At 68.6% G+C, this 26,306-nt stretch carries 23 protein-coding genes and 1 pseudogene; 9 read left to right on the top strand and 15 right to left on the bottom strand.

Annotated features, from left to right (window positions below):
* The first annotated feature begins 11 nt into the window (after nt 1–11).
* A complete protein-coding gene (locus tag ACFYRU_RS18180; protein WP_387659887.1) occupies nt 12–902 on the top strand; it encodes a DMT family transporter in 891 nt (296 codons plus the stop codon).
* On the opposite strand, the pseudogene ACFYRU_RS18175 reads toward ACFYRU_RS18180, so the two are convergent.
* From ACFYRU_RS18175 to ACFYRU_RS18160, 4 genes and pseudogenes are all read right to left on the bottom strand, one after another.
* Nucleotides 888–2,894, bottom strand: a pseudogene (locus tag ACFYRU_RS18175) (alpha-galactosidase); the annotation flags it as partial. The gene ACFYRU_RS18180 and the pseudogene ACFYRU_RS18175 overlap by 15 nt on opposite strands.
* Complete coding sequence (locus ACFYRU_RS18170; RefSeq protein ID WP_387659885.1) at nt 2,891–3,703, bottom strand: carbohydrate ABC transporter permease; 813 nt, start codon at nt 3,701–3,703, stop codon at nt 2,891–2,893. The gene ACFYRU_RS18170 and the pseudogene ACFYRU_RS18175, both read right to left, overlap by 4 nt.
* Nucleotides 3,700–4,545: a carbohydrate ABC transporter permease gene (locus ACFYRU_RS18165; protein WP_387659882.1), complete on the bottom strand. Its 846-nt coding sequence runs from the start codon at nt 4,543–4,545 to the stop codon at nt 3,700–3,702. Before ACFYRU_RS18165 ends, ACFYRU_RS18170 begins: the two co-directional genes overlap by 4 nt.
* On the bottom strand, nt 4,529–5,824 hold the full coding sequence (locus ACFYRU_RS18160; RefSeq protein ID WP_387659879.1) for an ABC transporter substrate-binding protein: 1,296 nt from the start codon (nt 5,822–5,824) through the stop codon (nt 4,529–4,531). Before ACFYRU_RS18160 ends, ACFYRU_RS18165 begins: the two co-directional genes overlap by 17 nt.
* Nucleotides 5,825–5,895: 71 nt before the next feature.
* On the opposite strand from ACFYRU_RS18160, the gene ACFYRU_RS18155 reads away from it, so the two are divergent.
* Nucleotides 5,896–7,197: an ROK family protein gene (locus ACFYRU_RS18155; protein WP_387659876.1), complete on the top strand. Its 1,302-nt coding sequence runs from the start codon at nt 5,896–5,898 to the stop codon at nt 7,195–7,197.
* An 86-nt stretch (nt 7,198–7,283) separates the two neighbouring features.
* Nucleotides 7,284–10,121, top strand: a complete 2,838-nt coding sequence (locus tag ACFYRU_RS18150; RefSeq protein ID WP_387659873.1) for a discoidin domain-containing protein — start codon at nt 7,284–7,286, stop codon at nt 10,119–10,121.
* Between the two features lie 4 nt (nt 10,122–10,125).
* Here the strand turns inward: ACFYRU_RS18150 and ACFYRU_RS18145 are convergent, their stop codons facing one another.
* The 7 genes from ACFYRU_RS18145 to ACFYRU_RS18115 form a co-directional block, all read right to left on the bottom strand.
* Nucleotides 10,126–10,761: a GNAT family N-acetyltransferase gene (locus ACFYRU_RS18145; protein WP_387659871.1), complete on the bottom strand. Its 636-nt coding sequence runs from the start codon at nt 10,759–10,761 to the stop codon at nt 10,126–10,128.
* Between the two features lie 65 nt (nt 10,762–10,826).
* Nucleotides 10,827–11,498 carry an NADPH-dependent F420 reductase gene (locus ACFYRU_RS18140; protein WP_387659868.1) on the bottom strand — a complete coding sequence of 224 codons (672 nt, stop codon included), beginning with the start codon at nt 11,496–11,498 and terminating at the stop codon, nt 10,827–10,829.
* The gene (locus ACFYRU_RS18135; protein WP_387659865.1) at nt 11,495–12,568 is read right to left on the bottom strand and encodes an LLM class flavin-dependent oxidoreductase; all 1,074 of its coding nucleotides are present in this window, start codon (nt 12,566–12,568) and stop codon (nt 11,495–11,497) included. The genes ACFYRU_RS18140 and ACFYRU_RS18135 overlap by 4 nt, the downstream gene beginning before the upstream one ends.
* A 45-nt stretch (nt 12,569–12,613) precedes the next feature.
* Nucleotides 12,614–12,967 carry a hypothetical protein gene (locus tag ACFYRU_RS18130; protein ID WP_387659862.1) on the bottom strand — a complete coding sequence of 118 codons (354 nt, stop codon included), beginning with the start codon at nt 12,965–12,967 and terminating at the stop codon, nt 12,614–12,616.
* 13 nt (nt 12,968–12,980) lie between these two features.
* Nucleotides 12,981–13,844: an RNA polymerase sigma factor SigJ gene (sigJ, locus tag ACFYRU_RS18125; RefSeq protein WP_387659860.1), complete on the bottom strand. Its 864-nt coding sequence runs from the start codon at nt 13,842–13,844 to the stop codon at nt 12,981–12,983.
* Nucleotides 13,837–14,046 carry a hypothetical protein gene (locus ACFYRU_RS18120; protein ID WP_387659857.1) on the bottom strand — a complete coding sequence of 70 codons (210 nt, stop codon included), beginning with the start codon at nt 14,044–14,046 and terminating at the stop codon, nt 13,837–13,839. Before ACFYRU_RS18120 ends, sigJ begins: the two co-directional genes overlap by 8 nt.
* Entirely contained in the window at nt 14,043–14,789 is a 747-nt protein-coding gene (locus ACFYRU_RS18115) for an SDR family oxidoreductase (RefSeq protein ID WP_387659855.1), read from the bottom strand. The genes ACFYRU_RS18120 and ACFYRU_RS18115 overlap by 4 nt, the downstream gene beginning before the upstream one ends.
* Before the next feature lie 124 nt (nt 14,790–14,913).
* Between ACFYRU_RS18115 and ACFYRU_RS18110 the strand changes: the two genes are divergently transcribed.
* Nucleotides 14,914–16,071: a low temperature requirement protein A gene (locus tag ACFYRU_RS18110; RefSeq protein WP_387659852.1), complete on the top strand. Its 1,158-nt coding sequence runs from the start codon at nt 14,914–14,916 to the stop codon at nt 16,069–16,071.
* Here the strand turns inward: ACFYRU_RS18110 and ACFYRU_RS18105 are convergent.
* Complete coding sequence (locus tag ACFYRU_RS18105) at nt 16,061–16,624, bottom strand: TetR/AcrR family transcriptional regulator (protein WP_387659849.1); 564 nt, start codon at nt 16,622–16,624, stop codon at nt 16,061–16,063. The two genes, ACFYRU_RS18110 and ACFYRU_RS18105, sit on opposite strands and share 11 nt — an antisense overlap.
* 88 nt (nt 16,625–16,712) lie before the next feature.
* Between ACFYRU_RS18105 and ACFYRU_RS18100 the strand changes: the two genes are divergently transcribed.
* Entirely contained in the window at nt 16,713–17,624 is a 912-nt protein-coding gene (locus ACFYRU_RS18100) for an SDR family oxidoreductase (protein ID WP_387659846.1), read from the top strand.
* Here ACFYRU_RS18100 and ACFYRU_RS18095 read toward each other — a convergent pair.
* Together ACFYRU_RS18095 and ACFYRU_RS18090 are read right to left on the bottom strand one after the other, a co-directional pair.
* Nucleotides 17,621–18,613 (bottom strand): Gfo/Idh/MocA family protein, encoded by a 993-nt coding sequence (locus tag ACFYRU_RS18095; RefSeq protein WP_387659843.1) that lies wholly within the window; start codon nt 18,611–18,613, stop codon nt 17,621–17,623. The two genes, ACFYRU_RS18100 and ACFYRU_RS18095, sit on opposite strands and share 4 nt — an antisense overlap.
* Before the next feature lie 14 nt (nt 18,614–18,627).
* On the bottom strand, nt 18,628–19,608 hold the full coding sequence (locus tag ACFYRU_RS18090) for a Gfo/Idh/MocA family protein (RefSeq protein ID WP_387659841.1): 981 nt from the start codon (nt 19,606–19,608) through the stop codon (nt 18,628–18,630).
* Nucleotides 19,609–19,783: 175 nt separating this feature from the next.
* Here ACFYRU_RS18090 and ACFYRU_RS18085 point away from each other — a divergent pair, with 175 nt between their 5' ends.
* On the top strand, nt 19,784–20,911 hold the full coding sequence (locus ACFYRU_RS18085; protein ID WP_387659838.1) for an ROK family protein: 1,128 nt from the start codon (nt 19,784–19,786) through the stop codon (nt 20,909–20,911).
* A gap of 56 nt (nt 20,912–20,967) precedes the next feature.
* Entirely contained in the window at nt 20,968–22,407 is a 1,440-nt protein-coding gene (locus ACFYRU_RS18080; RefSeq protein ID WP_387659835.1) for a DUF4832 domain-containing protein, read from the top strand.
* On the opposite strand, the gene ftsH is transcribed toward ACFYRU_RS18080, so the two are convergent.
* Nucleotides 22,397–24,424 carry an ATP-dependent zinc metalloprotease FtsH gene (gene ftsH / locus ACFYRU_RS18075; RefSeq protein ID WP_387659832.1) on the bottom strand — a complete coding sequence of 676 codons (2,028 nt, stop codon included), beginning with the start codon at nt 24,422–24,424 and terminating at the stop codon, nt 22,397–22,399. The two genes, ACFYRU_RS18080 and ftsH, sit on opposite strands and share 11 nt — an antisense overlap.
* A gap of 48 nt (nt 24,425–24,472) precedes the next feature.
* Here ftsH and ACFYRU_RS18070 point away from each other — a divergent pair, with 48 nt between their 5' ends.
* Both ACFYRU_RS18070 and ACFYRU_RS18065 read left to right on the top strand, forming a co-directional pair.
* On the top strand, nt 24,473–25,396 hold the full coding sequence (locus tag ACFYRU_RS18070) for a nucleoside hydrolase (protein WP_387659829.1): 924 nt from the start codon (nt 24,473–24,475) through the stop codon (nt 25,394–25,396).
* Nucleotides 25,397–25,677: 281 nt separating this feature from the next.
* Nucleotides 25,678–26,184, top strand: a complete 507-nt coding sequence (locus tag ACFYRU_RS18065) for an ATP-dependent Clp protease proteolytic subunit (RefSeq protein WP_387659827.1) — start codon at nt 25,678–25,680, stop codon at nt 26,182–26,184.
* The last annotated feature ends 122 nt before the right edge of the window (nt 26,185–26,306 follow it).

Raw genomic sequence — 26,306 nt, 5'->3', positions numbered from 1 at the left:
CACTGGACGGTATGCGCACACGTGAGACCGGGATCGCCTTCGCGGTGCTGTCGATGACGATGGTTCAGTTGGGGCTGGCCGCTTCCGTCGGGCTGTTCGACCGGGTCGGTCCGGAGGGTGCCGCCTGGCTGCGGCTGGCGTGTGCGGGGCTGATCGTCCTGGTGCTGTTCCGGCCGCGGCCGAGTTCGTTCGACCGGAACTCGTTCCTGGCGGCCGTCGGTCTCGGGGTCGCGACGGCCGGCGTCACGTTGCTGTTCATGGCGGCCGCGGCCAGGTTGCCGCTCGGAACGGCGAGCGCGCTGGAGTTCCTCGGTCCGCTCACGGTCGCGGTACTGCGAAGTCGCGGGCGGCTGATCTGGCCGGTGCTGGCATTCATCGGCGTACTGCTCCTGACCCAGCCGTGGCACGGCTCGGTCGACGGCGCGGGCGTGCTGTTCGCGCTCGGCGCGGCGGCGTGCTGGGCGGCGTACATCGTCCTGACGCAGCACGTCGGCAGCACCGTGACCGGTCTGCAGGGCATGGGCGTCTCGCTCCCCGTCGCCGCCGTGGTGGCCACGGCCGTCGCCGGACCGGCCACGATCCCGGTCATGACCTGGCAACTGGTCGCGATCGGGTTCGGGCTCGCGCTGCTGCTGCCGGTGATCCCGTTCAGCCTCGAGTACCTGGCGCTCCGTCGGCTCGACGCGGGCGTGTTCGGCACGCTGATGAGCCTCGAACCGGCGCTCGCCCTCCTGATCGGCTGGCTACTCCTCGGGCAGTCCCCCGGCCTGCTCCAGGTCGTCGGCATCGGCTGCGTCGTGGCCGCGGGCATCGGCGCCGAGCGCGCGCAGGTGAATCAGCTCGCTCGCGTAGTCGCCGGTCAGGTCGAGGACCAGGCCCGCGGACATGAGTGCAGCGCCTGAGAGCTCGCCGTACGTCGCCTGCGGATCGAGCCCGCGCAGCCGAAGCGGGAACGGTGCCGCGTCGTACTGCTGCGCCTCCTGGTACACGAACACGACTGTCTCGCGCCGGTCCGGGCTGACGTACTGGACGGCCGACGCGGCCCGCCCGGGCTCGCCGAGGCGGTACTGCGCGCCGTGCTGTACGAGATGCCGGATCCGCTTGTAGTCGGCAACCAGCTCCCGCGCCTCGGTGAATTCGTCCGGCGACCACGCCGTCAGGTCGCCACCGATCCCCAGTACGCCGGCCATCGCCACGTGGAAGCGGTACCGCAGTGGTACCGACCGCTTGTTGATGAACGTCGGTACGTCGGTCACCCAGCACGACATCGTCCGCGCCGGGTAGACCTGACTGAACCCGTGCTGGATGTAGCGCCGGTCCAGCGCGTCGGTGTTGTCCGACGTCCAGAACTGGTCGGTGCGCGCCATCATGCCGAGATCGACCCGGCCGCCACCGCCCGAACACCCCTCGAACGCCACCGCGGGATGCTTCGCCCGCAACGCGTCGAGGATGCCGTACACCGCGGTCACGTGATCGAACCAGATCCGGTTCTGCCTCGACGGCTCGGCCGGCCAGCCGGTGTCGGCGAACGGCCGGTTCATGTCCCACTTCACGAACTGCACGTCGTGCGCGGACAGCAACGCGTCGAGGGTCTCCAGCACCCAGCGCGCGACGTCCGGCCGGGCCAGGTTCAGCACCAACTGGTTGCGGCGCAGCGACGGCTCGCGGCCCTCGAAGTGGTAGACCCAGTCCGGATGCGCGCGGTACAGGTCGGAGTCGGGATTCACCATCTCCGGCTCGACCCACAGACCGACCCCCATGCCGAGCGCGTGCACCTTCGCGATCAGCGGCTGCAACCCGTCGGGGAACCGGTCCCGGTTCACCCACCAGTCGCCGAGGCCGGCGCGGTCGTTGGTGCGACCACCGAACCACCCGTCGTCCAGCACGAACAGCTCGCAGCCCAGCTCCGCGGCGCGACCGGCGAGCTGGAGCTGTCCCGTCTCGCCGACGTCGAACCCGGTCGCCTCCCACGAGTTGAACAGCACCGGCCGTACCTCGTCCGCCCGCGGGAGGACGTGCCGCAATGAATACGTATGCCACGCGCGACTCGTGGTACCGAAGCCGCCCGGACTGAACATCCCCGAGCTCACCGGGGTGACCAGCTCCGATCCTGGCTCCAGCGCGAGCGGTCCGAAGTCCTCGTGGCCCCAGCCGAACAACGCCTGCACCGGCTCGCCGAGCTCGTGCTGCGCGAGCATCCGCCACGACCCGCTCCAGTGCAACGCCGCGCTGTACACGTCGCCGTATTCCTCGGTCGCCGTCCCGTCGTCGATCGCGAACCACGGGTTCACGTGGTGACTGGTGATCCCGCGACGACTCTCCAGCACGAACCGCCCCTCCGCGAGTGCGTGCCGGCTCAGCCGCGTCTCGGCGGCCCACCGCCCGGTCAGCGTCGACATCCGGTACGCCGGCTGCTCCGGCAGCACCCAGGCCGCGGAGTCCAGCCGATGTACGTCGACCTCGGCGCCGGACTCGTTCCGCACCGACACCCATCGATCGATCACGTCGCAGTCGTCGTAGACCTTGTAGTGCAGCGAAACCCGTACGCCGTGCGCGTCGAACACCAACTGCGCATCGTTGCCGTCGACAACCGCCTCGACGAACGACCACTCGGTGCTGCGGATGTCGCCGTATGCGAGCGACAACGCTGCCCGCCCGAACTGCAGGCGCCCGTCCAGCGGGTACTCCTCGTGCCCGTTCGCCGCCGACCGGAAGCTCTCCCACTCCCCCGCCAGCCGTTCCGCCGTCGACCTTGCCAGCCACACCGCGTCGGCGAACGTGATCCGGGCACCCCAGTGCGTGTGGATCGGGATGCCGTCGTCTCCGACGTACGCCGAGTACGACGTACCTGGCGTACCGACCAGCAGGACTCCATCGGCGAACTGGATGCTCATTTGACCGCCCCCGCGGTGAGACCGGCGACGAACTGCTTCTGCAGTGCGACGAAGAACAACAGCACCGGCAGCGACGCGAGGAACGAGAACGCGTACAACGTGCCGAAATTGGTCGAGTACTCCCCGACCGAACGATAGACCCCGACGGTCACGGTCGTCCCGGACTCCGGGCCGAGCACGATCAACGGGGTGAGGAAGTCGTTCCACACCCAGACGCCGAGGAAGATCATCACGCTGGCCGCGGCCGGCCGCAGCGTCGGGAACACCACCTGCCAGAACAACCGGAACCGGTTCGCGCCGTCGATACTCGCCGCCTCCTCCATCTCGACCGGTACCCCGCCGATGAAGCCGGCGAACACGAACACGCCGAACGGCAGGTAGTACGCCACGTTCGCACAGACGACGCCGACCACCGAGTTCATCAAGCCGACCGCGCCGAGGACCTGCGTGACCGGCTGCAGGATCACCGCGGGCGGGATCATCAGCCCGGACAACAACATCAGCAACGCCGGACGGGTCCAGCGTGCGGTCGAACGGACGAGGTAGTGCGCCAGCATTGCCGACAGCAACGTCAGGGCGACCACGGACAGTACCGTGATCTGCACACTGTTCAGCAACGCCGACCAGTACAGCCCGTCCTCGCGACCCAGTACGGCTTGCAGGTTCGCACCGGTCGGTGGTGCCGGCAGGCCGAGCGGCGACGACTGGATGTCCTTGACCGGTTTCAGCATGCCGGTCACGGCGACGTACACGGGGAAGAAGAACAGCGCGGCGAGGGCGATCGCGGCGATCGGTCGCAGGGTCCTCACAGGTGAACCTCCCGGCGGCGGAGCAGCCGCAGTACGACGCCACTCAGTACGACGATGATCGCGAGCATCACGGTCGCCTCGGCCGCGGCGAACCCGATCCGGTCACCGCGGACACCCTTCTCGATCACGTCGAACGCGATCGACGCGGTGGTGTTCCGCCCGGGGCCACCGTTGGTGAGCACCAGGATGTGCTCGTACACCTTGAAGCCGCTGATCAGCAGCATCACCGTGTTGATCGTCACCGCGGACGCGATCAACGGCCAGGTCACCGATCGGAACCGACGCCACCAGCCGGCCCCGTCGACGATCGCCGCCTCGTACAGCTCCCGCGGTACGCCGTTCAGCCCCGCCAGGTAGACGACCACGCAGAAGCCGAGCATCTGCCAGCAGATGATCCCGGAGATCGAGTACAACGCGATGCTCGGATCGGACAGCCAGCCGACCTGGTCGAGCACGCCGCCGGGGCGCAGCATGCTCTGCCAGATCACGCTGACCACGATCCCGCTGAGGACCACCGGCGTGAAGAAGACCGACCGCAGCAGGCGGTAGAGCAGCGTGTTCCGGTTCAGCAGCAGCGCGAGGGCCAGGCCGAGCAGGTTCGGTACGACGACCACGATCGCCGTCACGACGAAGGTGTTCCGCAGTACCAGCCAGAACTGGTCGTCGGTGAACAGCTTGTGGAACTGCCCGAACCCGACCCAGTGCGTCGCGGCGGCGAACCGGTTCCGGTCGGTGAACCCGAGAGCCACGGTCCAGCCGATCGGAACCAGCACGAGCAGCGTGTAGAGGAACAGTCCGGGCAACGCGAAGCCGGCGAACTCCGCCTTACTTGAGCGACGCATATTCCTTGTTCAGTTTCGTCACCGCGGCCTTGGCGTCGGACTTCCCGTTCAGCAACTCGACGGCGATCTGCTGCACCGGCACGGTCAGGTCCGCGGGCAGCCCGTTGTCGCCCTGCTCGATCGACAGCGCAGGCGTCACGGTCCCGTCTTTCACGGCCTGGTTGTAGATCGCCAGGGTCTGCTTGAACAACGGACCCATGTCGGCGGGCGGCTGGTAGCCCTTGATGGTGTTGAACGTCCCGTCCGCCTTGGTGAAGGCGTCCGACGTCTCCTTGTCCTTGGTCCACTCCAGCGCGAACTTCTTCGCCAGGTCGACGTTGTCCGCCTTGGCGCTGACGCTCAGCCCGCCGCCGGTCAGGTTCGGTACGACGGCCTTCCCGTCGTCGGACGGCCACGCGAACACGCCGACGCCGAACTTCGGCTTGTCGTTGTCGGCCGACGTCGCGAACCACGAGCCCATCGGGTACATCGCCGCGGACCCGGCCCGGAACGCCTTCTCGTGGTCGGCGTACGAACGGCTCGTGCCCTGCTTGTCCAGGTACCCCAGCTTGGCCAGCTGCGCGACCTTGTCGGTGGCCTTCACGAACAGCGGGTCGTCGAACGTCTTCGCGCCGCTGGTGATCTCCTTCGAGAAGTCCGGATCGGTCAAGTACACGTCGGTACCGACGGTGCCGACCCAGGTGTACATGCTCGCGAACGTGTCCTGGCCACCGCCGCCGACCGCGATCGGCGTGATGCCGGCCGCCTTCAGCTTGGCGCAGTCGGCGAGGAACTCGGACCAGGTCTTCGGCGGCGCGGCGATCTTGGCCTTCGCGAAGTCGTCCTTGTTGTAGTACAGCAACGACTGCGGCTGCGCGTTCGTCGGCAGCTGGTAGATCTTGCCCTTGATCGCACCGGACGCCGGGTCGGCGAAGTCCTTCAGTTCGTCGGGCGTGAACGCGGCCAGCTGACCGCCCTCGGCGAAGCCCTGCGGGTTCACCGCGATCATGATGTCCGGCAGCTGCCCGGAGCTGGCCAGCTGTTTCGCGTACGTGGTCCGGTCCACGTTCGGCGTGACCAGCTTCTTGATCTTCACGCCCGGGACCTTCTGCTCGACGCGGGCGATCGCGGAGTCCCAGAGCGAGGCCGGCAGGTTCGGCGTCTCGAAGGTGAGCATGGTCAGCTCGACCGTTCCGCCGCTCTTGGCACTGTCGGCGGGTTTGCCCCCTTGGGTACAGCCGGCAAGCGCTACCGTCGAGGCAGCCAGGAAGGCCAGGGCGACCGTCAACCGTGAGCTCATCAGGGTTCCTCTCGGCGGTAATATGCAATCTAGTTAGCAATATCGGCGTGAGCATAAGGACGACTGATCGGATGAGTCAAGATCGAGTGACCGGACGGATGGGCGACTCGTCGCTGCTGCGCAGGCTCAACCTGGCCGCGGCCCTGGACGCCTTCCTGTCCGCCGAGTCGCTGACCCTGCGCGAGCTCCGCGCGGTCGTCGGCGTCTCCCGGCCGACCGCCGAGGACCTGCTCGCCGAGCTGCTCACCGAGGGGCGGGTCGAGGAGACGACCGCCCCGCGTACGCCGTCGTCGTCGCGCGGCGCCGGCCGGCCGGCCCGGCACTTCCGCTTCCGGGCCGAGTCCGGGTACGTGGCCGGGCTCGACATCGGGGCGCACAAGGCGATGGCAGTGGTCACCGATCTGCGCGGCAACCTGCTGGCCACGCACCGGGTCTCGCTGGATCCGGCGCTCGAGGCGCGGGACCGGATCCGCGCGGCGATCGACGTGGCGCGGGCCAGTTGGGCGCAGGCCCGGATCGATCCGGCGGACATCACCGGGATCGCGTGCGGGGTGACCGGTGCACTGCGGGCGGGTGAGGGGGTGCACGACGTCCGCGAGGGGCCGTTCGGGTCGGCGTTGGCGCCGTACTCGCTGCCTGGTTTCACCGAGCTCGATGTCGCGGCGGAACTGTCCGCGGGACTGGGAAAGCCGGTCGTGGTGGCGAACGACGTGAAGCTGGCGGCGCTGGCCGAGCACTGGAAGGGGGCGGCGCGGGAGTACCGGGATGTCGTGTACATGTTCGCCGGGCATCGGGCGGGTGCGGGCGTGCTGATCGACGGTCAGGTACACCAGGGCAGGCACGGCGCCGCCGGCGAGATCGGCGTCTTCCCAGCCCTCGGCTGGGCCCCGGCGATGGAACGCCTCCACGCCCGCGGCCGCGAGCTCGCGCGCACCGAAGCGAGCGACCGCGGCCGCACCGGCCAGGACGCGGGCGGCCCTGAGCACGGCGGCCCTGAGCGCGGCAACGCCGGGAGAGCGGCGGGCGGGCGGGAGGTGCCCGAGTCCGGGCGGGAGGGTGAACTGGTGATTGCTTCGGCGGCTCGGCAGGATGCGGAGAGTCTTGCGGTGCTGATCGAGTTCGCGGAGGTGCTGGCGCGGGGTGCGGCGGTGCTGGCGCTGGCGGTTGACCCCGAGGTGATTGTGCTCGGCGGCGGTATGTCGCGGGGCGGGGCGATCATCGCCGAGCCGTTCCGGCGGGAGCTGGCCAAGCTGACACTGGTCCCGGTCGACGTCGTCACCTCGACCATGGGCGCCGACTCGGTCGCGCTCGGAGCCGCCCGGACCGCACTCGACGCCGTCGTTGCCGACCTGTTGGCCGTCCCGGGGTCTTGACCTGGACCGGCCGGGCAATGAAAGATCGGATCTCTAAATAGGCAATCTAGTTGCCGTAATTCTTCCGCCCACCCTGGAGATCCCCCATGGCCCTCCGACCCCCGAGGCGATCCCGTGCCCTCCTGCTCGCCCTGGCCCTGCTCTCGACCTTCCTCGTCATGACCTCGGCCCGCGCCGAGGTCGAGAACCCCCGCCAGCAGTGGCTGCGTGACTCCACCGCCGGCCTGTTCCTGCACTGGGGCATGTTCACCGCGCCCCGGCACACCGACTGCGCCGCCTGGGAGCGCGACGTCACTGCCGGCGGCTGGGACGCCGGCTACTGGGTCGACGAGGCCCAGAAGCTGCACGCGTCGTACATCGTGCTCGCGACCTTCCACAGCCGCCTCGGTTACGCCCGCCCGTGGCCGTCCAAGATTCCCGGTAGTTGCGCGACGCAACGAGACTTCCTCGGCGAACTGATCGCCGCGGGCAAGGCGAAAGGCGTGCACGTACTGCTCTACATGACCGACGACCCGCAGTGGCACAACGAGGTCCCCGGCGTGGAGACACTCGACTCCGCCGCGTACTCGGCTTACAAGGGCCAGCAGGTCGACCTGACCACCCGGCAGGGTTTCGGGATGTACAGCTACGACCTGTTCCATGAGGTGATGGACAACTATCCGGACCTCGGCGGCTTCTGGATCGACAACGACAACGAGTACTGGGAACAGCACGGACTCTACGAACAGATCCGCCAGCAACGACCCTCGTGGTTGCTCAGCAACAACAACGAGGACACGCCGATCATGGACACGGTCAGCAACGAGCAGAAGACCGGCATGACCCCCGCGTACGACTATCCCCAGGCCGTCTGGACGCCGATGCCGCGGCTGACCGAGGCCGACTACAAACTGCCGACGTCCGGCCAGTGGTGGTACGACGGCAGCGACAGCAAGGTCGACGTCGGACTGAGCGTCGGCCGGTACGTCGCGAACGCCGGCTCGTCGATCAAGTCGCTGATGGCCGAGACCGCGATGGTGAACGGCAAGTTCCCGCCGCAGCAGGTCGCGTTCAACAACTTCATGGCCCAGTGGCTGCCGCCGATCTGGCCCTCGCTGGCGAAGACCCAGGGCGGCGGCTACATGTACGGCGGCATGCAACCCGGCTTCTGGAACGACGGCGCGCACGGCGTCATCACGCTGTCGGGTGACGTGCAGTACGTCCACGTCCTCACCAAGCCCACGTCGCAGAACCTGATCCGCCTCCGTGACAACGGCTACCTGGTCACCTCCGTCACCGACGTCCGCACCGGCAAGCAGTTCGCCTTCAACCAGTCCGCCGGCTACCTGACAATCCTCGGCATCACTGACGGGGACCCGTACGACACGGTCTTCAAGGTCACCACCTCCGAACAGTCTGGGGTGTATCCGAACAGTTTGCTCAAGGCAACCGCTTCGTCAGCCGCGGCGGGACATCCCGCCTCCGCACTGGTGGACGGCAGCTACCCGAGCTACTGGGACGCCGACGGCAAGCTCCCGGCCACGATGACCCTGGATCTCGGCCGCCCGCGCCCGGCGAAGTACCTCGCGGTGAACCAGACCGAGTGGTCCCCCACGCAGGCCCGCGAATCCTTCGGCCGCCCCGAGGACTCGGCCCGGATCAAGGACTACCAGATCTCTGTCAGCGTCGACGGCCGGCGCTGGAAGCAGGTCAGCGCCGCCGCGATGCCGAGCCGCCGCGGTGTCCAGTTCATCGACATCGGCAACCAGGTCGCGCGCTACATCAAGCTGGACGTGCTGAACACGTGGGCCGGCCCGCAGTCCCCCACCTACTACGGCAAACTCAGGATCGACGAGATCCGCATCGGGTACGCGTACCCCCAGAACCTCCGCAACCCACTCCCGCTGGAAGCCGAGTCCGTCCCCGGTGTGCACGTACGCAAGTGCGACGCATGCTCCGGGTCCGCCGCCGCGGTCGGCACCATCACCTACAAGAACGTGCAAGCCCCGACCGACGGATCCTACAAACTGGAGCTCCACGCCCTCCCCACCCAGACCCGCACCTACGAGGTACGCACCAACGGCGGCGCACCCCGGCGGGCAACTCTGGACCCAGGCAACCCGGACGTACCAACCACCCTCGCGCTTCCTGTGCAGCTCCGGGCAGGCGCGAACATCGTTCAAATCAAGGGAGATTCGCCCCTCGACCGCATCACAGTAGGCCCACTACCACCCACCTCGTACATCCCGAAGACAACAATGACTGTCCAACCTTCAGGCATAGTCTGGGTAGGCCCAGGCGAACAACAAGTCAAGCTGACCGCAACCCTCCGCCTGGACGAAGACGCCATCGACAACGTCAAACTGACCCCGACCCCTCCAGCAGGCTGGACCATCACCGGCGCCCCGGTCACCACCACCCGCCTGCGCCTAGGTCAAACCATCACCGGCACCTGGACCCTGACCGGTTCGACCGCCGCGCAGATCCCGGTGGACGTCACCTTCGACACCGTTGGCCTCCCCCACAAGATCAGCAAGACGGTACCGATCCAGATCCGCCCCGCCGACCGCGTCTTCATGCGCGAGGCGGAGAGCTCGCTCAATCAGATCGGTTCCGCAGGTATCACCACCTGCTCACCGTGCTCCGGCGCGCAGAAGGTCCGCAACCTGGGCGGGGCACCGGATGCCCACGTGGTGTTCCCGGACGTCACCGTCCCGGCGGCCGGCGACTACACGCTCTACCTCGACTACACCGTCAACGGCCCGAAGTCGTACTTCGTCTCCGTCAACGGAGGACCGCCCGCGGAGGTCAAGGTGGACGGCATCGGCAACAACACCGTCCAAACCGCCCAGCTCCCCCTCCACCTGACCGCCACCACCAACACCATCCGCATCTACAACGAGACCTCGGCCGCCCCAGACCTGGACCGAATCTCGATCGGCTGAGGCGTCAGGTGAGTCCGAGGACCGGGAGGCAGGCCTCGACGCCAGAGAGTTCGATGTCGTCGCGGCGGGTCTGCAGCCAGGTCTCGCGGGTGAGGCGCCAGCGTTGGATGGGGGCGACCTCGCCCCGGCGGGTGTCCCAGGTGGTTCCGTTCGGCTCGTAGCCGAGCGCCTGGGACACCCGGTTCGACGCATGGTTGTCGATGAACGCGTCGCTCTCGGCCTCGCGTGCGTTGAAGCCGTCGAAGGCGAGATGCAGTACGGCCGCGCGGGCTTCCTTCCCGATCCCCCGCCCGCGCTGCCCCGGCGCCAGCCACGAGAACGAGGTCACCGTCCCGAATCTGTCGAAGTCGACGCCGGACACGTCCTGCATCCCGACCGGCTCACCGTCGACGACGACGGCGAAGTACAGGCGCCAGGAGGCCGGCTCCACGCGGGAACGCCCGCGCCAGATGCTCCGCAGCCACCGCCACTCGCGCTCCGGGCTGTCCTCGTAGAACGAGATCGGATCGTCGAACGGCAACGGCTCGGTGTCCGCGATCCCGGCCCGGACGATCGGAACCAGTTGCTCGAGCAAGTCGTCTGTTGCCCCGGCCAACGTCAGCCGAGGAGTCCGCACTTGAAGGTTCAGTGGAGGGTACATGGAGGTCACCATCGGACCGTATGCGCCGGACGAAGCCACCCACAACCGCTTTCCGGGAGGTGCGGCTAGGACACAGCTCGGGCGTGGGCGATCTCCTGGCCGCGGACGGTTCGTGGGTAGCGGTCGAGCATGGCCTGGAGTTCCGTGGCGTCGACGTTCGCCCCGAACGGTTCCGTACCCGGCTCCAGACGCTTGCCCTCGGCAAGCGGACCGGCGACGACCGGGTCGAAGCCCAGCGCGTCGACCAGCGCCGCGACCTGCTCGACGTCGGCGGGGGAGCCGGCGAGCGCGATCGCCTTGCGGTCCGGCGCTCCGGCCGGCCGAGGTCCTTCGTCCAGGTCGTGGTAGCCCATGTGGTTGAAGGCCTTCACGACCCGCGACTCCGGCAGGTACTCCTGCACGAGCTCCGACGACGAGGTTCGCGGATCGGTGAGGTCGTCGCGGATGCCGTCGACCTCCCACCAGTAGTTCATCGCGTCGACAACCAGCTTCCCGCGCAACGCGTCCACAGGGATCGTCCGGTACTTCCCGAGCGGCAACGCCAGGATGACCACGTCGGCCCCGGCAGCTTCCTCGGCAGTCACCGCCACCGCGCCAGGCGTCACGACCTCCACGATCAACGAGATCTTCGAGACCTCACCCGACCCGGCGATCAGCACCTCGTACCCGGCCGCGACCGCGAGCCGCGCCAGCACGGTGCCGACCTTGCCCGCCCCGAGAATCCCAACGGTTGTCACTTGGACTCCGCCAGGATCTCGCGGACCAGCGGGACGACCTTCGTGCCGTACAGCTCGACCGCCTTCATCCGGGCGCTCGCCGGCAGCGGGCCGCCCGAGTAGATCAGGTCGAACCGCGCCACCCCGAGCGCCTGCACCGCGGCGGCGATCCGCTTCGCGACCGTCTCCGGCGACCCGACGTACATCGATCCGTGCAGCACCTCGGACTCGAACTCCTCGCGCTTCAGCGGCGGCCAGCCGCGGAGCGCGCCGATCCGGTCGCGCATCACCTTGTACGGCGCGTAGTAGATCTCCTTCGCCTGCTCGTCGGTCTCCGCGACGAACCCCGGCGAGTGCATGCCGACCGGGTGCGCGACCGTACCGAACTCCTGCGCCGCCCGCTGGTACAGATCGACGTACGGCGCGAACCGCTCCGGCGAGCCACCGATGATCGCGAGCATCAACGGCAACCCGTAGTACGCCGTCCGGACGACGGACTGCGGCGAGCCACCGACGCCGACCCAGGTGGTCAGCCGGCCGGACTCGGTCTTCGGGTAGACGTCGGCGTTGTCGAGCGCCGCCCGTACGGTCCCTTCCCAGGTCACCGGCTTCTCGTCGAGCAACTGCACGAACAGCTGCAGCTTCTCCTCGAACAGCTTGTCGTAGTCGGCCAGGTCGTACCCGAACAGCGGGAACGACTCGGTGAACGACCCGCGCCCGAGGATCACCTCGGCGCGACCGTTCGACAGCGCGTCCACGGTGGCGAACCGCTGGAACACCCGCACCGGGTCGTCCGAGCTCAGCACCGTCACGCCGGACCCGAGCTTGATGTTCGACGTCTTCGTCGCGATCCCGGCCAGCACCGTCTCCGGGGTCGAGATCGAGAACTCCGGCCGGTGGTGCTCGCCGAGCGCGATCGCGTCGACCCCGATCTGGTCGGCCAGCACCGCCTCGTCCACCACCTGCCGGATCGCGGCGGCAGCCGTCACCGGCGCACCGCTGTCGTCGACCGGGATGTCCCCGAAGGTATCCAAACCGAACGCCGTCCCGACGCTGTCGGCCATCTCTGCACGCTCCTGTTCACTCACCACGGCTGAAAGTCTAGGTTGACATGTCAACACCAGACCGGCCGGGGTTCATTCCCAGTGCCGCAGCTTGTCCGGATTCAGCACGATCCAGACCGTGGAGACCTTCGGCCCGGTGACCTTCAGACTCATCACCGCGACCACGCGCTCGACGGACCGCAGGACCACGCCGGGCTCGCCGTTCACCGCCTCGACCGTCAGCGCCAGTTCCGGCTGCAGCAGCTCGGACAGGCACCGAGCGACCTGCACCGGCCCGTGGACCGGCTCCATCGCGGCCGCGACCTGCCCGCCGCCGTCGCTGACCGCTGTCACCTCGGCCGCGAGCAGACTCCGGATCGCCGCGCTGCTGCCGGCCCGGCACGCGGTCGCGAACCGATGGACGACGGCATGATCACCCCTGAACACAGCCACCTCCCGCTCAGGCGATCGCGCCGAGCTTGGCGCCGTTCAGCTGCCACAGCACGTCGTTGATCCCGTCGGCCGTCGCGATCACGGTGCAGACCGCGAACAGCCTGCCGTCGCGCGAGAGGAACGCGGCCGGGCCGCCGTTCGCCGTACCGAACTCCACCTCGACCCCGGTCCAGAAGTGCGACGCGAACGCCCGGTGAAACTTCGCGACCCGCTCCCGGCCGACGACGGGGAACTTCGACACCTGCCGCGCGCCGTTGCCGTCGGAGTAGCTGATCGCGTCCGCGGCCAGCAACTCCTGGAGCGCGCCCAGGTCGCCCGCCCGGGCCGCCGCGATGAAGGCCGTCAGCAACTTCTTCTGCTGCGTGCCGGACACCTCCGTACGGCCTTCCGCGCGGATCCGCTTCCGGGCCCGGCTGACCAGCTGCCGGACGGCGGGCGCGGTCGACTGCAGCACGACCGCGAGCTCGTCGTACGGGTAGTCGAACGCCTCGCGCAGGATGTACGCGGCCCGCTCGGTCGGCGTCAGCCGCTCGAGTACGAGCAGGACCGCGAAACTCAGCGCCTCCCCGTGCTCGGCACCGAGGTACGGGTCGGCGCTGGTGTCGACCGGCTCCGGCAGCCACGGCCCGATGTACGTCTCGCGCCGGGCGCGCGCGGACTGGCTCGCGTTGATCGCGAGCCTGGTCACCGCTGTCGAGAGGTACGCCACCGGGCTCTGGACCGTACTGCGGTCCGCGGCCTGCCAGCGCAGCCACACCTCCTGGACCAGGTCCTCGGCCTCGGCGTGGCTGCCCAGCATCCGGTACGCGATCCCCATCAGGCGCGGCCGCACCTGGTTGAAGACCGCGACCGCGTCGTCGAGATCAGTCATCACTGTGACGATACGGCTCCAGCGCCTCGATCGCGCCGTGCAGACTGTTCAGGTCCGCCGACTCGACCTGAGCCTCGTACGGGTCCAGGAGCCACTCGGCCGGCGACTCCTCCTCGGGCGGGACCGCGGAGGCGTCCAGCTGGATGTCGTCCTCGACCTCTACCTCGAGCTCGCGGAGGAACTCGTTCTCAGGGCCGGTCATTGGGCCGCGTACCAGTCGTCGTAGTGCAGCTCGCCCAGCGTGGCCTCGCCGATCGGGACCAGGCTGCGCTCGGTGAGCTCGGAGCCGAAGTACTTGGCGTGGACGTCCCCGACCACCTCGCGGGTGTCGCCGCGCTGTGCCAGCGCCTTCCGGAAGAACTCGTCCATCCGGTACTCGTCCGGCCCGGCGATGTCGATCCGCGCGTTCAGCGGCGCGCCGACGGCGACCCGGGCGAGGTTCTTCGCGACGTCCTCGGCCGCGATCGGCGCCCACGCCACCGGCGCGATGTGCACCTTGCCGTCGTCCCAGGTGCCCTCGTCGGCGATCGCCGCGACGAACTCCATGAACTGGGTCGCGTGCACCAGCGAGTACGGGCGACCGGAGGCCTTGATCAGGTCCTCCTGCGCGATCTTCGCGGCGAAGTAGGCGTTGTCGGCCAGCCGCTCGGTGCCGACGATCGAGATGCCGACGTGGTGCCCGACGCCGGCTTCCTGCTCGGCCGCGAGCACGTTCGCCGTCGACGTCCTGAAGAACTCCATCACCGGCCCGGCCTCGAACGACGGCGAGTTGGCCACGTCGACCACCACGTCGGCGCCCTTCAGCACGTCCGCCAGTCCCTCGCCGGTGATCGTGTTGACGCCGGTGTTCGGCGCGGCCGGCACCGCCTCATGCCCGTGCTCGGTGAGCTTCGCCACCAGCTTCGTACCGATCAGACCGGTGCCGCCGATCACGACGATCTTCATCACTGATCCCCTTCGCTTGTTTGAGCTGTCACAGGTAAGACAGGGCAGCCCGTCGAGTTGTGACGAGTCACATCCGGGCCTGCTGTCCGGTCTGTATCAGTGACGCCTGCGAAAGGAACGACCTGTGCCCACCGTCCGGATCCGCGTACGGATGTCGGCGCGCCCGATCGACGAGCCGCACCGGGTCTCCAGCCAGCTGGAACTGCTGTTCGACCTGACCTTCGTGGTCGCGGTCGCCGCGGTCACCGAACAGTTCGCGCACACGATCTCCGCCGGTCACGCCGGGGTACTGCCGTTCCTGCAGGTGTTCTTCGCGATCTGGTGGGCGTGGATGAACTTCACCTGGTTCGCCTCGTCGTACGACACCGACGACGTCACGTACCGGCTCCTCACCATGGTCCAGATGGCCGGCGTACTGCTGCTCGCCGCGGGCGTCCCGGCCGCCGCGGACCACGGCGACTACCTGCTGATGACCTGCGGTTATCTGGTGATGCGGCTCGGGCTGATCTCGCTCTGGCTGCGCGCGGGCATCGAGGATCCGGCGTCTCGTCGGACAGCGTTCCGGTACGCGGTCGGAATCGGGGCGTTGCAGGTCGGGTGGTTCGGCCGGCTGTTCCTCGCCGACGCCGGCGCGTCCCAGGGAGTACTGCTCGCAGCATTCGTCGCGCTCGCAGTACTCGAGTTGTCGGTGCCGCGCTGGGCCGAGCGGCACTGGACGACGACCTGGCACCCGCATCACATCGCTGAGCGGTACGGGCTGTTCACGATCATCCTGCTCGGCGAGGCGGTGCTGGCCGCGTCCAACGCCGTACGGCGGGCCGTCTCGCAGGCCGGAGCCGAACTGTTCGCGGTCGCGGGGTGCGGACTGGTCATCCTGTTCGCGCTCTGGTGGCTGTACTTCCTGCATCCGGCCGGCCCGCGGCTCGAGGACCGCCGCGACCGCTCGTACCGCTGGGGCTACGTCCACTACGGCCTGTTCGCTTCGCTCGCCGCACTCGGGGCCGGGCTGGAGGTCGCGGTCGAGCAGACCGGGCGGGACCTGCGGCTCTCCCCTACCGGCGCGAGCTACGCGGTCGCCGTACCGGCCGCGTGCTTCATCGGGCTCCTGTGGGTCATCCACCACTCGCTCGCGGCGCCCTCTCACTTCGGAACCGCGCTCGCCGGCGTCGCGACGCTGCTCCTGCTGCCGCTCGTCACGCCGGCGATCGGAGCGGTCGCGGACCTCGCGCTGATGGCGGCGACCTGTGTCGCGGTCGTCGCCGCCTGGAACGCTAGGCAGTGAGCGCGGCGAGATTCTTCAGCGTCGACTGAATGACGTCCACGATCGGCACGTCGTCCGCCGCGGCGATCCAGCGCTCGAACGACACTCGGAAGACCGCGACACCGGTCTCGGCCGCCAGCGCGGCCACGTCCGGCGCGACACCACGGTCGAGCAGACCCTGACTCAGTGCGGTCGTGAGCTTGGCCATCTTGATCAGCTCGCGTTCCAGCAGCTCCGGGGTCGAACTGATCACCGCGGCGCGACGGCGTGAGTAGTCGCGGCGGATGTCGTCGAAGAACGCGGCCGACGAGAGCACCGCGGTCGTCATCGCCTCCATCGGCGTCGCGTCCGCCGGCGCGGCCGCGAGCGCCGCGACCATCTGCTCCTGGAGCAACTCGGACCCGGCGAACAGCACCTCGCGCTTGTCGGCGAAGTGCCGGAAGAACGTCCGCGCGGTGACTCCGGCACGGTCGGCGATCTCGGCGACGGTCGTGCCGTCGTACCCGCGCTCGGCGTACAGCGCCATCGCGGCCTCCCGCAGCCGTCCCGCCGCGTCCGGTTCCCACCGTCCCATGAGGTCGATCCTAACCGATGTCATCGAATGACATCAGGGTGTAGCATCACTGATGTCAGTCAATGACATCACTCGGAAGGAATCTCTGATGCGCGTCTTCATCACCGGAGCGTCCGGACACGTCGGCTCGGCGCTGGTCCCGGAGCTCCTGCACAACGGCCACCAGGTGCTCGGCCTGGCCCGCTCCGACGAGTCGGCCAAGCGGCTCACCGACTGGGGCGCCGAAGTGGTCCGCGGCGACCTGCACGACCTCGACCGCCTGCGCGCGGCCGCCGCGGCTGCGGACGGCGTCGTGCACCTCGCGTTCCGCCACGACGCGATGATGGTCGGCGACCTGGCCGGCGCGGCCGAGTCCGACCTCGCCGCACTGCAGGCGATCGGCGACGCCCTGGCCGGCACCGACAAGCCACTGGTCAGTACGTCGGGCACCGGCATGCTCGCCGGCATCGTGCACGACCGGGTCGCGACCGAGGCGGACTACGACCCGAACGGCGGCTACCGCATCGACGCCGAGAACTACGTCGTCGAGCTGGCCGGCAAGGGCGTCCGTACGTCGGTCCTGCGACTGCCGGCGATCACCCACAGCCGGCTCGACCTGCACGGGTTCGCCCCGTCGCTGATCTCGTTCGCCCGGCGCAACGGATTCGCCGCGTACGTCGGCGACGGCACCAACCGCTGGCCGTCGGTGCACACGCTCGACGCGGCCCGCGCGTACCGCCTCGCGCTGGAATCGGCGCCGGCCGGCAGCCGGCTGCACGCGGTCCAGGACGAAGGGATCGAGTTCCGGACGATCGCGGCGGCCATCGGCCGCGGGCTCGACCTGCCGGCTCGTTCGGTCACGCCGGACGAGGCGGCGGAGTACATCGGCTTCCTGAGCCGGTTCGCGGTGATGGACAACCCCACGTCCGCGGCCCGGACGAGTGAGCTGCTCGACTGGCAGCCCACTCACCCCGACCTGCTCGCCGACCTCGCGGAAGGCTTCTACTTCAAGGAGAACTAGACCTTCAGCACCGGCGCGATGGTCTTCGACTTCGAGCCCTCGTACGCGGCCAGCAGGATGCCGAGGACGGCGATCCCTTCTTCCTCGGTGTGCAGCGGGCGCTGCTTGCCGTCGAGGGAGTCGGCGAAGTGCCCGATCTCGGCGACGAACGTGTCGACCGGCTCGAACTCGAAGGTCTCGGTCTCGCCGGACCGCAGCCGGTACGTCAGCGTCGTACCGTCGCTGGTCAACGCGCCCAGCTCGCCGACGGCGGAGAACCGCTCGGTCGACTCGGCCGGCTGGTAGGCCCAGCTGGTCACGAGTTGCCCGACGACTCCGTTGTCGAACCTGATCAGTACCTGCGCGGAGTCCTCGCCCTCCATGAACTTCAACCGGTGCGTGGAGAGCATCGCGGTCGCCTCGACCGGCATCCCGCCGGCCAGGTGCAGCATCAGATAAGTGGGGTGGTACCCGGTGTCGATGAGCTCGCCACCACCACTTGTCTTGCTGCTCGCCCGCCAGCCCATGGAGCTCGGGTCGAAGTCGTTGTAGAAGCTGTCGGTCGTCCGTACCTCGTAGACGGTGCCGATCGTGCCGCCCTGCAACAGCTCCCGCGCCTTGGCGACCGCCGGCATGAACAGCTGGTTGTGCGCACACATCAGCGTCACGCCGTTCTCGGTCACCGCTTTGCGAACCTCCGCTGCCTCCTCGGCGGACAGGCACAGCGGCTTCTCGCAGAGGATGTGCTTACCGGCCTGCGCCGCGGCGACGATCGCGTCCCGGTGCAGGTGGTGCGGCAGACAGATGTCGACCGCATCCAACTCCTCGTTCGCCAGCATCTCGTTGTAGTCCGTGTACGCGGCCGCACCCAGCTCCTCGCCACGCGTCTTGGCGGTCTCCTCCACCGCATCCGCGACAGCCGTCACCCCGATCTTGCCGGAGTGCGCCCGATACCCCTTGATATGCGCCGAGGCAATCCCACCCGCCCCGATCAGCCCAACCTTGATCATGCGCCACTCCCCGATCAGCTGTAGGAAATCACTCGGTTGGACTCGGCCGCAGCATTCGCCGCCACCACCAGACGCGTCAGCTCGACGGCGCGCGCGATGTTGTCGTCCGCCCGCGTGCCGTCGTTGATGTGCGAAACCCACTGCGCGAACGCATCCGGCGAGTGGTCAGGTACGTCGACCTGCTCGCCGTTCACCAGGAGTACGTTCCCCGCGTCCGTGTACGTCAGCGTCCCCTCGGTACCGAACAGCTCGATCGTGAACGGGTTGTTGCTCGCGAACCCGGCCTCGATCACCCCGATCCGCTGGTCGCCGTACCCGGCGACGACGACAGCGTTGTCCTCCAGCCCGCGCCCGGCCACCGAACGGTAGGTCGCGCTCACCGTCTCGGGCGTCGCGCCGAGGAAGAGCTGGGTCAGGTACACCGGATGGCAGCCGAGGTCCGTGAGCGCGCCGCCGATCGCGGCCTTCGGCTCGAAGAACCGCTGCGGCAGCCAGCCCTCCTTGCCGTCGCGCCCGATCGCGCCGTCGTGCGACAGCCGGACCCGGCCGTACGTCAACGTACCGAGCGTGCCTTTGTCGAGCACTTCGCGGATCGCGGTCGTGTAGCCGTGGTACAGCCTGGGCAGCGAGACGATCAGCTTCACCCCGGCGGCGTCGGTGGCGGCGACGATCTCCTCGGCCTCGGCGACCGTCGGCGCGAGTACCTTCTCGGTGAAGATGTGCTTGCCCGCCTGGGCAGCCTGGACCATCACGTCGCGGTGGACATCGGTCGGCGTCGTGATCACCACGCCGTCGAGATCGTCGCGCGCCAGCAGCGCGTCCAGGTCGTCGACGTACTCGGCGCCGAACCGCTCGGCGCCTTCGCGGCCGCGCTCGGCGTCGTCGTCCCAGACGGCCACGAGCTCCGTCCCGGGATGCGCCTGGGCCTGTTTCGAGTAGTCGCCGGCATGAACGTGCCAGAAGCTGAGCGTCGCGATCTTCAGTGGATTGGACACGCTGGTCCTCCTCAGTGGAAACCTGCGGAAACGTTTCTGATCGACCGTCGGCTGATCACGGTACAACGTTGTCAGGAGTCCGCAACAGACTTCTTCCCGGGGCGTTCACACGGTGAGACCCGCGCGCAGTCCGGATGCTTATAGTTATCCAGGAGTCCAGGATTAGGAGTCGCGGATGAGCGAGGAGCCGGCCGGCGGGGATCTGTCGCGGTTGCGCCAACTGAACGCGACCGCCGTACTGCGGGAACTGCGCGGCGGCCAGCCGCTGACGCTCACCGAACTGTCGAAACGAACAGGTCTGTCGCGCGCTTCGACCGAGGACGTGGCTCGAGACCTGCTCGGCCGCGGCTGGCTGGCCGAGGTGGCACCCGCCTCCGGCTCGGTCGGCCGCCCCGCCCGGCGCTATCGCTTCAACGCCGGCGCCGGCCGGCTGCTCGGGATCGACGTCGGCGGCCACAAGGTGCTCGCGTTGGTGACCGACCTGGACGGCGAGGTCCTCCACCAGGCCCGCGTCGACGTACCTGCCGACGCCGGCCGCCGCGAGCGGCTCGCGGCGGTGGACCGGTGTGTCGATAAGGCCGTCGCTGGTGCCGGGGAGATCTGGGCGACCGGCGTCGCATCTACCGGACTGGTGGACGGCAGCGGGAAGGTGATGCTGTCGGACTCGTTGCCGGAGTGGACCGGGGTGGATCTGGCGGCGCACGTACGGCGTCTGGTCGCAGGACCGGTGCGCGTGGAGAACGACTGCAAGCTCGCCGCACTGGCCGAAACGTGGCGCGGAGTTGCGCGCTACGCCAAGGATGTCGTCTTCCTCCTGGCCGGCCTGCGCACCGGCGCCGGCCTGATCATCGACGGCAAACTCCACCGAGGCTTCGCCAACTGGTCCGGCGAAATAGGCGCCTTACCCGCAGCCGGCTGGCTCCAGGCCCCAACCCACCTCGAAACCTGGCTCAGTAGCAGCCAGGTAGGTGATTCGGGTGATGGGTTTGAACGGGTGTTTGTGGCTGCTCGGGGTGGGGACGAGAGCGCGCAGGGAGCTGTCGAGGCGTACGTACGAGACCTGGCCGTCGGTGCGTCCGCGTTGGTGCTCACGCTGGATCCGCAGCTCGTGGTGATCGGAGGTGGGTTCTCGCGGTCGGCGGACGTGATGGTGGAGCCGTTGCGGCGGGAGCTGGACCGCTGGTGTCTGCGAACACCCGAGATCCGGGTATCGGCGTTCGCGGACGAAGGGGTGGCACTCGGAGCGGTCCGGCTGGCGCTGGACGAGGTGGACGCGACCATCACCAGCGGACTCAGGCCTTGACATAATTTCCCTGGACTCCATGATTATCCCATCGCCCGCCAGCGAGAGGAAGCATCATGAGACGGCTTGCCACAGCGCTCACAGCCTTCGGCCTGCTGCTGCCGGCCCAAGCAGCGATGGCCCACGACGCAGCACCCGCGACGACGGTCACCTACACGACGAACGACGAGGTGATCGCCAACCAGGAACGCGGCTTCTACCACCACGCCGAGACGCACTACTACGCGAACAATTCCGGGTACGTCCCGTTGGACGTCACCAAGCTGCGCAACTTCCGCACCCAGGAGCACATCACCCAGATCCTCCGCCTGTTCTACCTGGAGAAGTTCAGCAAGCAGGACGTGATCGACAAGCACTACCTCGACCTGATGCAGGCCGACTTCGACACCGCACGCGCCGCCGGCGTGAAGATGATCGTCCGGTTCGCGTACGCGCTGCCAGGCGACGGCTGGCCGCCGCCCACGCCGTACGGCGATGCTCCGGTGTCGCGTGTCGTCAAGCAGATCAAGCAGCTGACGCCGATCCTGCGGGCGAACTCCGACATGATCGCGGTCGTCCAATCCGGGTTCGTCGGGCTCTGGGGCGAGGGCTACTACACCGACTACTTCTCCGACCCGGCCGACCCGAGCCAGGTCTCGAACCAGAACTGGGCGGACCGCAAGGCGGTCATCGACGCGCTGCTCCAGGCGCTGCCGAAGGACAAGATGGTCCAGGTACGGACGCCGTACATGAAGCAACGGATGTACGGCCTACCGACCGGGACCGCTGGTGGTCTGACCGCGGCGCAGGCGTACGACGGGTCCGCGGTAGCGCGGATCGGGCAGCACAACGACTGCTTCCTCGCGAGTCCCGACGACTACGGTACGTACCTGAGCGACCCGATCGAGCTGGACAAGGACTTCGTTGCCCAGGACACCAATTACGTGCCCGAGGGTGGCGAGACGTGTGGGGTGAACCCGCCGCGGTCGGAGTGGCCGTCCGCGTCGGCGGAGATGGCGCGGCTGCACTTCTCGTTCCTGAACATCGAGTACCACCCGGACGTGCTGGCGAGCTGGGGTTCGAACATCGAGATCGCCAAGCAGAAGCTCGGCTACCGGTTCGCACTCACGCAGTCCACGGTGTCGGCGCAGCGCGGGACGGTGAAGGTCAACGTGCAGCTCCGGAACGACGGTTGGGCAGCGCCCTACAACCCGCGCCAGGTGCAGCTGATCTTCCAGAACAGCAAACACACCTTCAAGTACAACGTCCCCGCCGACCCCCGCCGCTGGGGCCCCGGCACCCCGATCTCCCTGAACTGGACAGTGAACGCTCCCCCAGTACCAGGCCAGTACCACGTGCTGCTCAACGTGGCCGATCCGAAGCTCCAGGGCCAGGGCCGGCTACCAGGTTCGAGCGAGACATACAACGCGGTGTACGCCGTACGTTTCGCGAACAACGGAACCTGGCAGCCGGCCACCGGTTACAACGATCTACAACAAACGGTGACTATCGGCTAGCGCTGCCGTCGACCCGGGCCGCCTGGGGCTCGGGTACGCGCGCCACTCGGGCGATGCCGGCTGCCGCGTAGGCGTCGGCTTCGTCCAGGGTCTCGTGTTCGAGGAGCTGCTCCGCGATCGAGTCGAGCTTCGGACGGTTCTCTCGGAGCAGCCGGCGTGCTTCGGCGTAGCACTGCTCGATGAGCCGGCGTACCTCTTCGTCGACCGTGTTCAGCAGCTCGTCCGACACCCCCGCCGTCCGGGCGTCACCTTCGGCCGGCAGCACCGACACCGGGCCGATCGCCTCGGACATGCCCCAGCGGCCGACCATCGAGCGGGCGATCCGGGTCGCGGTCTCCAGGTCGCTCTCCGCGCCGGTGGTGACGACGCCGAGCACCTCCTGCTCGGCCGCCATCCCACCGAGCGCACCGATGATCCGGCCTCGCAGGTACTCCACGTCGTACCCGTACCGGTCGGACTCGGGCGTCGACAGCGTCACGCCGAGCGCCCGCCCGCGCGGGATGATCGAGACCTTCCGGACCGGGTCCGCGCCCTTCTGGATCATGCCGAGGAGCGCGTGACCGCCTTCGTGGTACGCAGTCCGCCGGCGCTCCTCCTCCGGCATCACGACGTTGCGCGCCGTACCGAGCTGGACTTTCTCGAGCGCGTCGGTGAGGTCCCGCATGGTGATCTGCGACTCGCCCTGCCGGGCCGCCGCGAGGGCCGCCTCGTTCAGCAGGTTGGCGAGGTCGGCCCCGGTCATGCCCGGTGTGGACCGCGACAGCGCGGCCAGGTCGGCGTCGGGTGCGAGCGGCTTGCCGCGGGCGTGCACCTTGAGGATCGCCTCGCGTCCAGGCTGGTCGGGCGCGTGCACGGTGATCGTCCGGTCGAAGCGGCCGGGGCGAAGCAGGGCCGGGTCGAGTACGTCGGCCCGGTTGGTGGCGGCGAGTACGACGACCCCTTCGGTACCGGAGAAGCCGTCCATCTCGGTGAGGATCTGGTTCAGCGTCTGCTCGCCCTCGTCGTGCCCGCCGACCGACCGCGCACCGCCCCGGGCCCGGCCGATGGTGTCGATCTCGTCGATGAAGATGATCGCCGGCGCCACCTTCCGCGCCTCGCCGAACAGCTCCCGCACCCGGCTCGCGCCGACACCCACGATCATCTCGATGAACTCCGACGCGCTCGCGGAGAAGAACGGTACGCCGGCCTCACCCGCGGTCGCCCGGGCCAGCAGGGTCTTGCCGGTACCGGGTGCGCCGGCCAGCAGCACGCCCTTCGGAGCGCGCGCCCCGAGCCGCCGGTACTTGCCTGGATCCTTCAGGTAGTCGACGACCTCTTCGATCTCGGCCTCGACCTCGTCGATCCCGGCCACGTCCGCGAACGTCACCCGGACCGTACTCGGATCGATCGGCTTCTTCTGCTGACCGCCGCCGCCGAGCAACCCGCCGATCCCGCCACCGGCGCGGCTGCGCCGGAACAGCCAGAAGTAGAACGCCGCGATCAGGATGAACGGGCCGAGCGAGATCAGCAGGTTCAGCAGCACGCCACGTTGCGCGACCACCGGGGTGGCCCGGACCGTGGCACCGCCCTTCTGCAGGTCGCCGTACAGGTTGTCGTTCGCGAACGTCGGCCGCTCGGTGGTGAACTTCGTGTACGTCTGGCCGGACTTGCCCGGCACCTCGGCGGCCTGCTTCAACCGGCCCTCGATGGTGTCGCCGCGGGAGAAGATCTCGGCCACGTTCTGCTTCTGCACCTGCGCGGTGAAGTCGGTGTACGCAACCGTCTGCTCGCCGCCGGCCAACTGGTCCTGCATCGTGGTGAGCAGGAACAGCACCAGGTAGCCACCGATGATCCACGCCGCCCACTTCCACCAACGCGGCCGACGCGGCTTGTCGTCGTCCCCGTGCCCGGCCGGCAGGCCCTCGGTGCGCCACGGTTTGTGCGGCGGGCGGGGCCGGTCGTCCTTCCGGTCGCCGTTCTGGTCGGCGCCGCTCGGCTCGGAGGCCTGGTCCTTGACCGGCGGTTCCTTCTCGCTCATGGAGTCAAACATAGGACCTTTCGCAACCCGCACACAGTAGATTGACACATGGCCACGCCACTGATCCTCGACTGCGACCCCGGCCACGACGACGCTCTGGCGATCCTCCTGGCCGTCGCCGATCCCGCGGTCTCCCTCCGGGCCGTCACCACAGTCGCCGGGAATCAGACCGTCGACAAGTGCACACTGAACGCGCGCCGGGTGCTGTCGCTGGCCGGCGTCACGTCGGTCCCGGTGGCACGCGGCGCCGACCGGCCGCTGGTCCGCCCGCTCCGGATCGCCGACGACGTACACGGGGGGACGGGGCTGGACGGGCCGACGTTCACCGGCTCGCCGTCGGTGCCGGAGTCCGAGCTGCCGGCGCAGGAACTGCTGGCCGACGTACTGCGTACTCCGGCAACTGTCGTAGCCACCGGAGCGCTGACGAACATCGCGCGGCTGATCACCGAGTCGCCGGAGGCAGCCGCCAACATCACCGAGATCGTGTGGATGGGTGGTTCGACGGACCGCGGCAACATCGCCCCACTGGCCGAGGCGAACGCGTACGTCGATCCGGAGGCGGCGGACCTGGTCGTCCGCTCCGGCATCCCGTTCACGATGTGCGGCCTGAACGTCACCCACCGGGCGCTGGTCACGCCCGACGTCCTCGAACGCCTGGCCCGGATCGGCACACCGCTGGCCGGGATCTGCGCCGAGTGGATGACGTTCTTCGCGTCGACGTACACGCGGTTGTTCGGCTTCGAATTCCCACCCCTGCATGATCCGGTCGCGGTAGCCCGAGTCATCGACCCCGCAATCGTCGCGTGCGTCGACGCCAACCTGGTGATCGAAACAGCCGGTCAGTGGACCGCCGGTGCCACGGTCGTCGACCTCGACGGTTACACCGGCCGCTCGCCCAACGCCCGTATCGCGGTTGCCCTCGACCGCGAAGCCTTCTGGAACAGGCTCCTCACCGCCATCTCCGTCTGCTGACAGCGGAACACCCTTCTCCTCACCAGCTCACTCCCCCAGGCTGGAGCATGTCGAAGGAGGACATGATGTACGTCGAACAGCGGATCGCCCCACTGCCGCCCCTAGGCCCCGCTTCCCCAGGACCGAGGTCAACGCGGGGTGATGTGCCCGGGCGGCCGTGGCCGGGGGTGCCGGGTCCTCGGCCGGGAGTTCCTGGTGCTCCGCCGAGCCCGGAGGCGCCTGCGCCGCAGCCGATCTTGCCTGCATGGTACGAGCCGGTTTCGGTTTCTGTGGAGCGGGAGGTGGCTGATCGGTTGCTGGCCGAGCGGGTGGTGCTGATCGGCGGGCGGCTGGATGATGGACTGGCCAATCATGTGGCGGCGCAACTGCTGTTACTGGATGCCAGCAGCAACGACCCGATCAAGCTCCACCTGTCGTCGACGGACTCGGAGCTGGAGGCAGCGCTCTCGGTAGCGGCCGCGATGGACCTGGTGAGCTCACCCGTCGAGGTTGTTGCCCGTGGCACCGTTCGCGGTCCGGCGGTGGCTGTACTCGCGGCAGCCGCGAAACGTGAGGCCCACCGGCATACGACGTTCACGCTGTCGGTCCCGCCGTTCACCGCGAACGGAACCGCTGACGAGCTCGCCGCTCTCGTCTCCCAGCACGAACGCGAAGTCGGCCGCCTCCGGGACCTCATCACCCAGGCCACCGGCCGCACCGATGACGAGGTGGCCGAGGACCTCAGCGCCGGCCGCATCCTCTCCGCCGAGGAAGCCGAAACCTACGGCCTGATCACCAACCTCCGCTGATCCAAGCCGAATCCCCGGAAGCATTTGCCTGGCAGACCCACCAAATCCAGGGTTCCGGAGCCACAGCCGGGGTGGGGAACCCGGCACCAGATGGGTCTACCCATCAAATTGGGTTCTTCCGG

The organism is Kribbella sp. NPDC004536, assembly GCF_042873835.1.
In the GTDB taxonomy this organism is placed as follows: domain Bacteria; phylum Actinomycetota; class Actinomycetes; order Propionibacteriales; family Kribbellaceae; genus Kribbella.
Note: the sequence above shows the minus strand (reverse complement) of the source record. Positions and strands in the feature narration are given on the sequence as shown.

Coding starts and splice junctions, on each gene's coding strand:
- ACFYRU_RS18145 (WP_387659871.1), bottom strand. CDS start 10,761: ATGTACCCTCCACTGAACCTTCAAGTGCGGACTCCTCGGCTGACGTTG.
- ACFYRU_RS18070 (WP_387659829.1), top strand. CDS start 24,473: ATGGCCACGCCACTGATCCTCGACTGCGACCCCGGCCACGACGACGCT.
- ACFYRU_RS18180 (WP_387659887.1), top strand. CDS start 12: ATGCGCACACGTGAGACCGGGATCGCCTTCGCGGTGCTGTCGATGACG.
- ACFYRU_RS18085 (WP_387659838.1), top strand. CDS start 19,784: ATGAGCGAGGAGCCGGCCGGCGGGGATCTGTCGCGGTTGCGCCAACTG.
- sigJ (WP_387659860.1), bottom strand. CDS start 13,844: ATGACTGATCTCGACGACGCGGTCGCGGTCTTCAACCAGGTGCGGCCG.
- ACFYRU_RS18100 (WP_387659846.1), top strand. CDS start 16,713: ATGCGCGTCTTCATCACCGGAGCGTCCGGACACGTCGGCTCGGCGCTG.
- ACFYRU_RS18115 (WP_387659855.1), bottom strand. CDS start 14,789: ATGAAGATCGTCGTGATCGGCGGCACCGGTCTGATCGGTACGAAGCTG.
- ACFYRU_RS18165 (WP_387659882.1), bottom strand. CDS start 4,545: ATGCGTCGCTCAAGTAAGGCGGAGTTCGCCGGCTTCGCGTTGCCCGGA.
- ACFYRU_RS18105 (WP_387659849.1), bottom strand. CDS start 16,624: ATGGGACGGTGGGAACCGGACGCGGCGGGACGGCTGCGGGAGGCCGCG.
- ACFYRU_RS18080 (WP_387659835.1), top strand. CDS start 20,968: ATGAGACGGCTTGCCACAGCGCTCACAGCCTTCGGCCTGCTGCTGCCG.
- ftsH (WP_387659832.1), bottom strand. CDS start 24,424: ATGAGCGAGAAGGAACCGCCGGTCAAGGACCAGGCCTCCGAGCCGAGC.
- ACFYRU_RS18160 (WP_387659879.1), bottom strand. CDS start 5,824: ATGAGCTCACGGTTGACGGTCGCCCTGGCCTTCCTGGCTGCCTCGACG.
- ACFYRU_RS18155 (WP_387659876.1), top strand. CDS start 5,896: ATGAGTCAAGATCGAGTGACCGGACGGATGGGCGACTCGTCGCTGCTG.
- ACFYRU_RS18095 (WP_387659843.1), bottom strand. CDS start 18,613: ATGATCAAGGTTGGGCTGATCGGGGCGGGTGGGATTGCCTCGGCGCAT.
- ACFYRU_RS18120 (WP_387659857.1), bottom strand. CDS start 14,046: ATGACCGGCCCTGAGAACGAGTTCCTCCGCGAGCTCGAGGTAGAGGTC.
- ACFYRU_RS18150 (WP_387659873.1), top strand. CDS start 7,284: ATGGCCCTCCGACCCCCGAGGCGATCCCGTGCCCTCCTGCTCGCCCTG.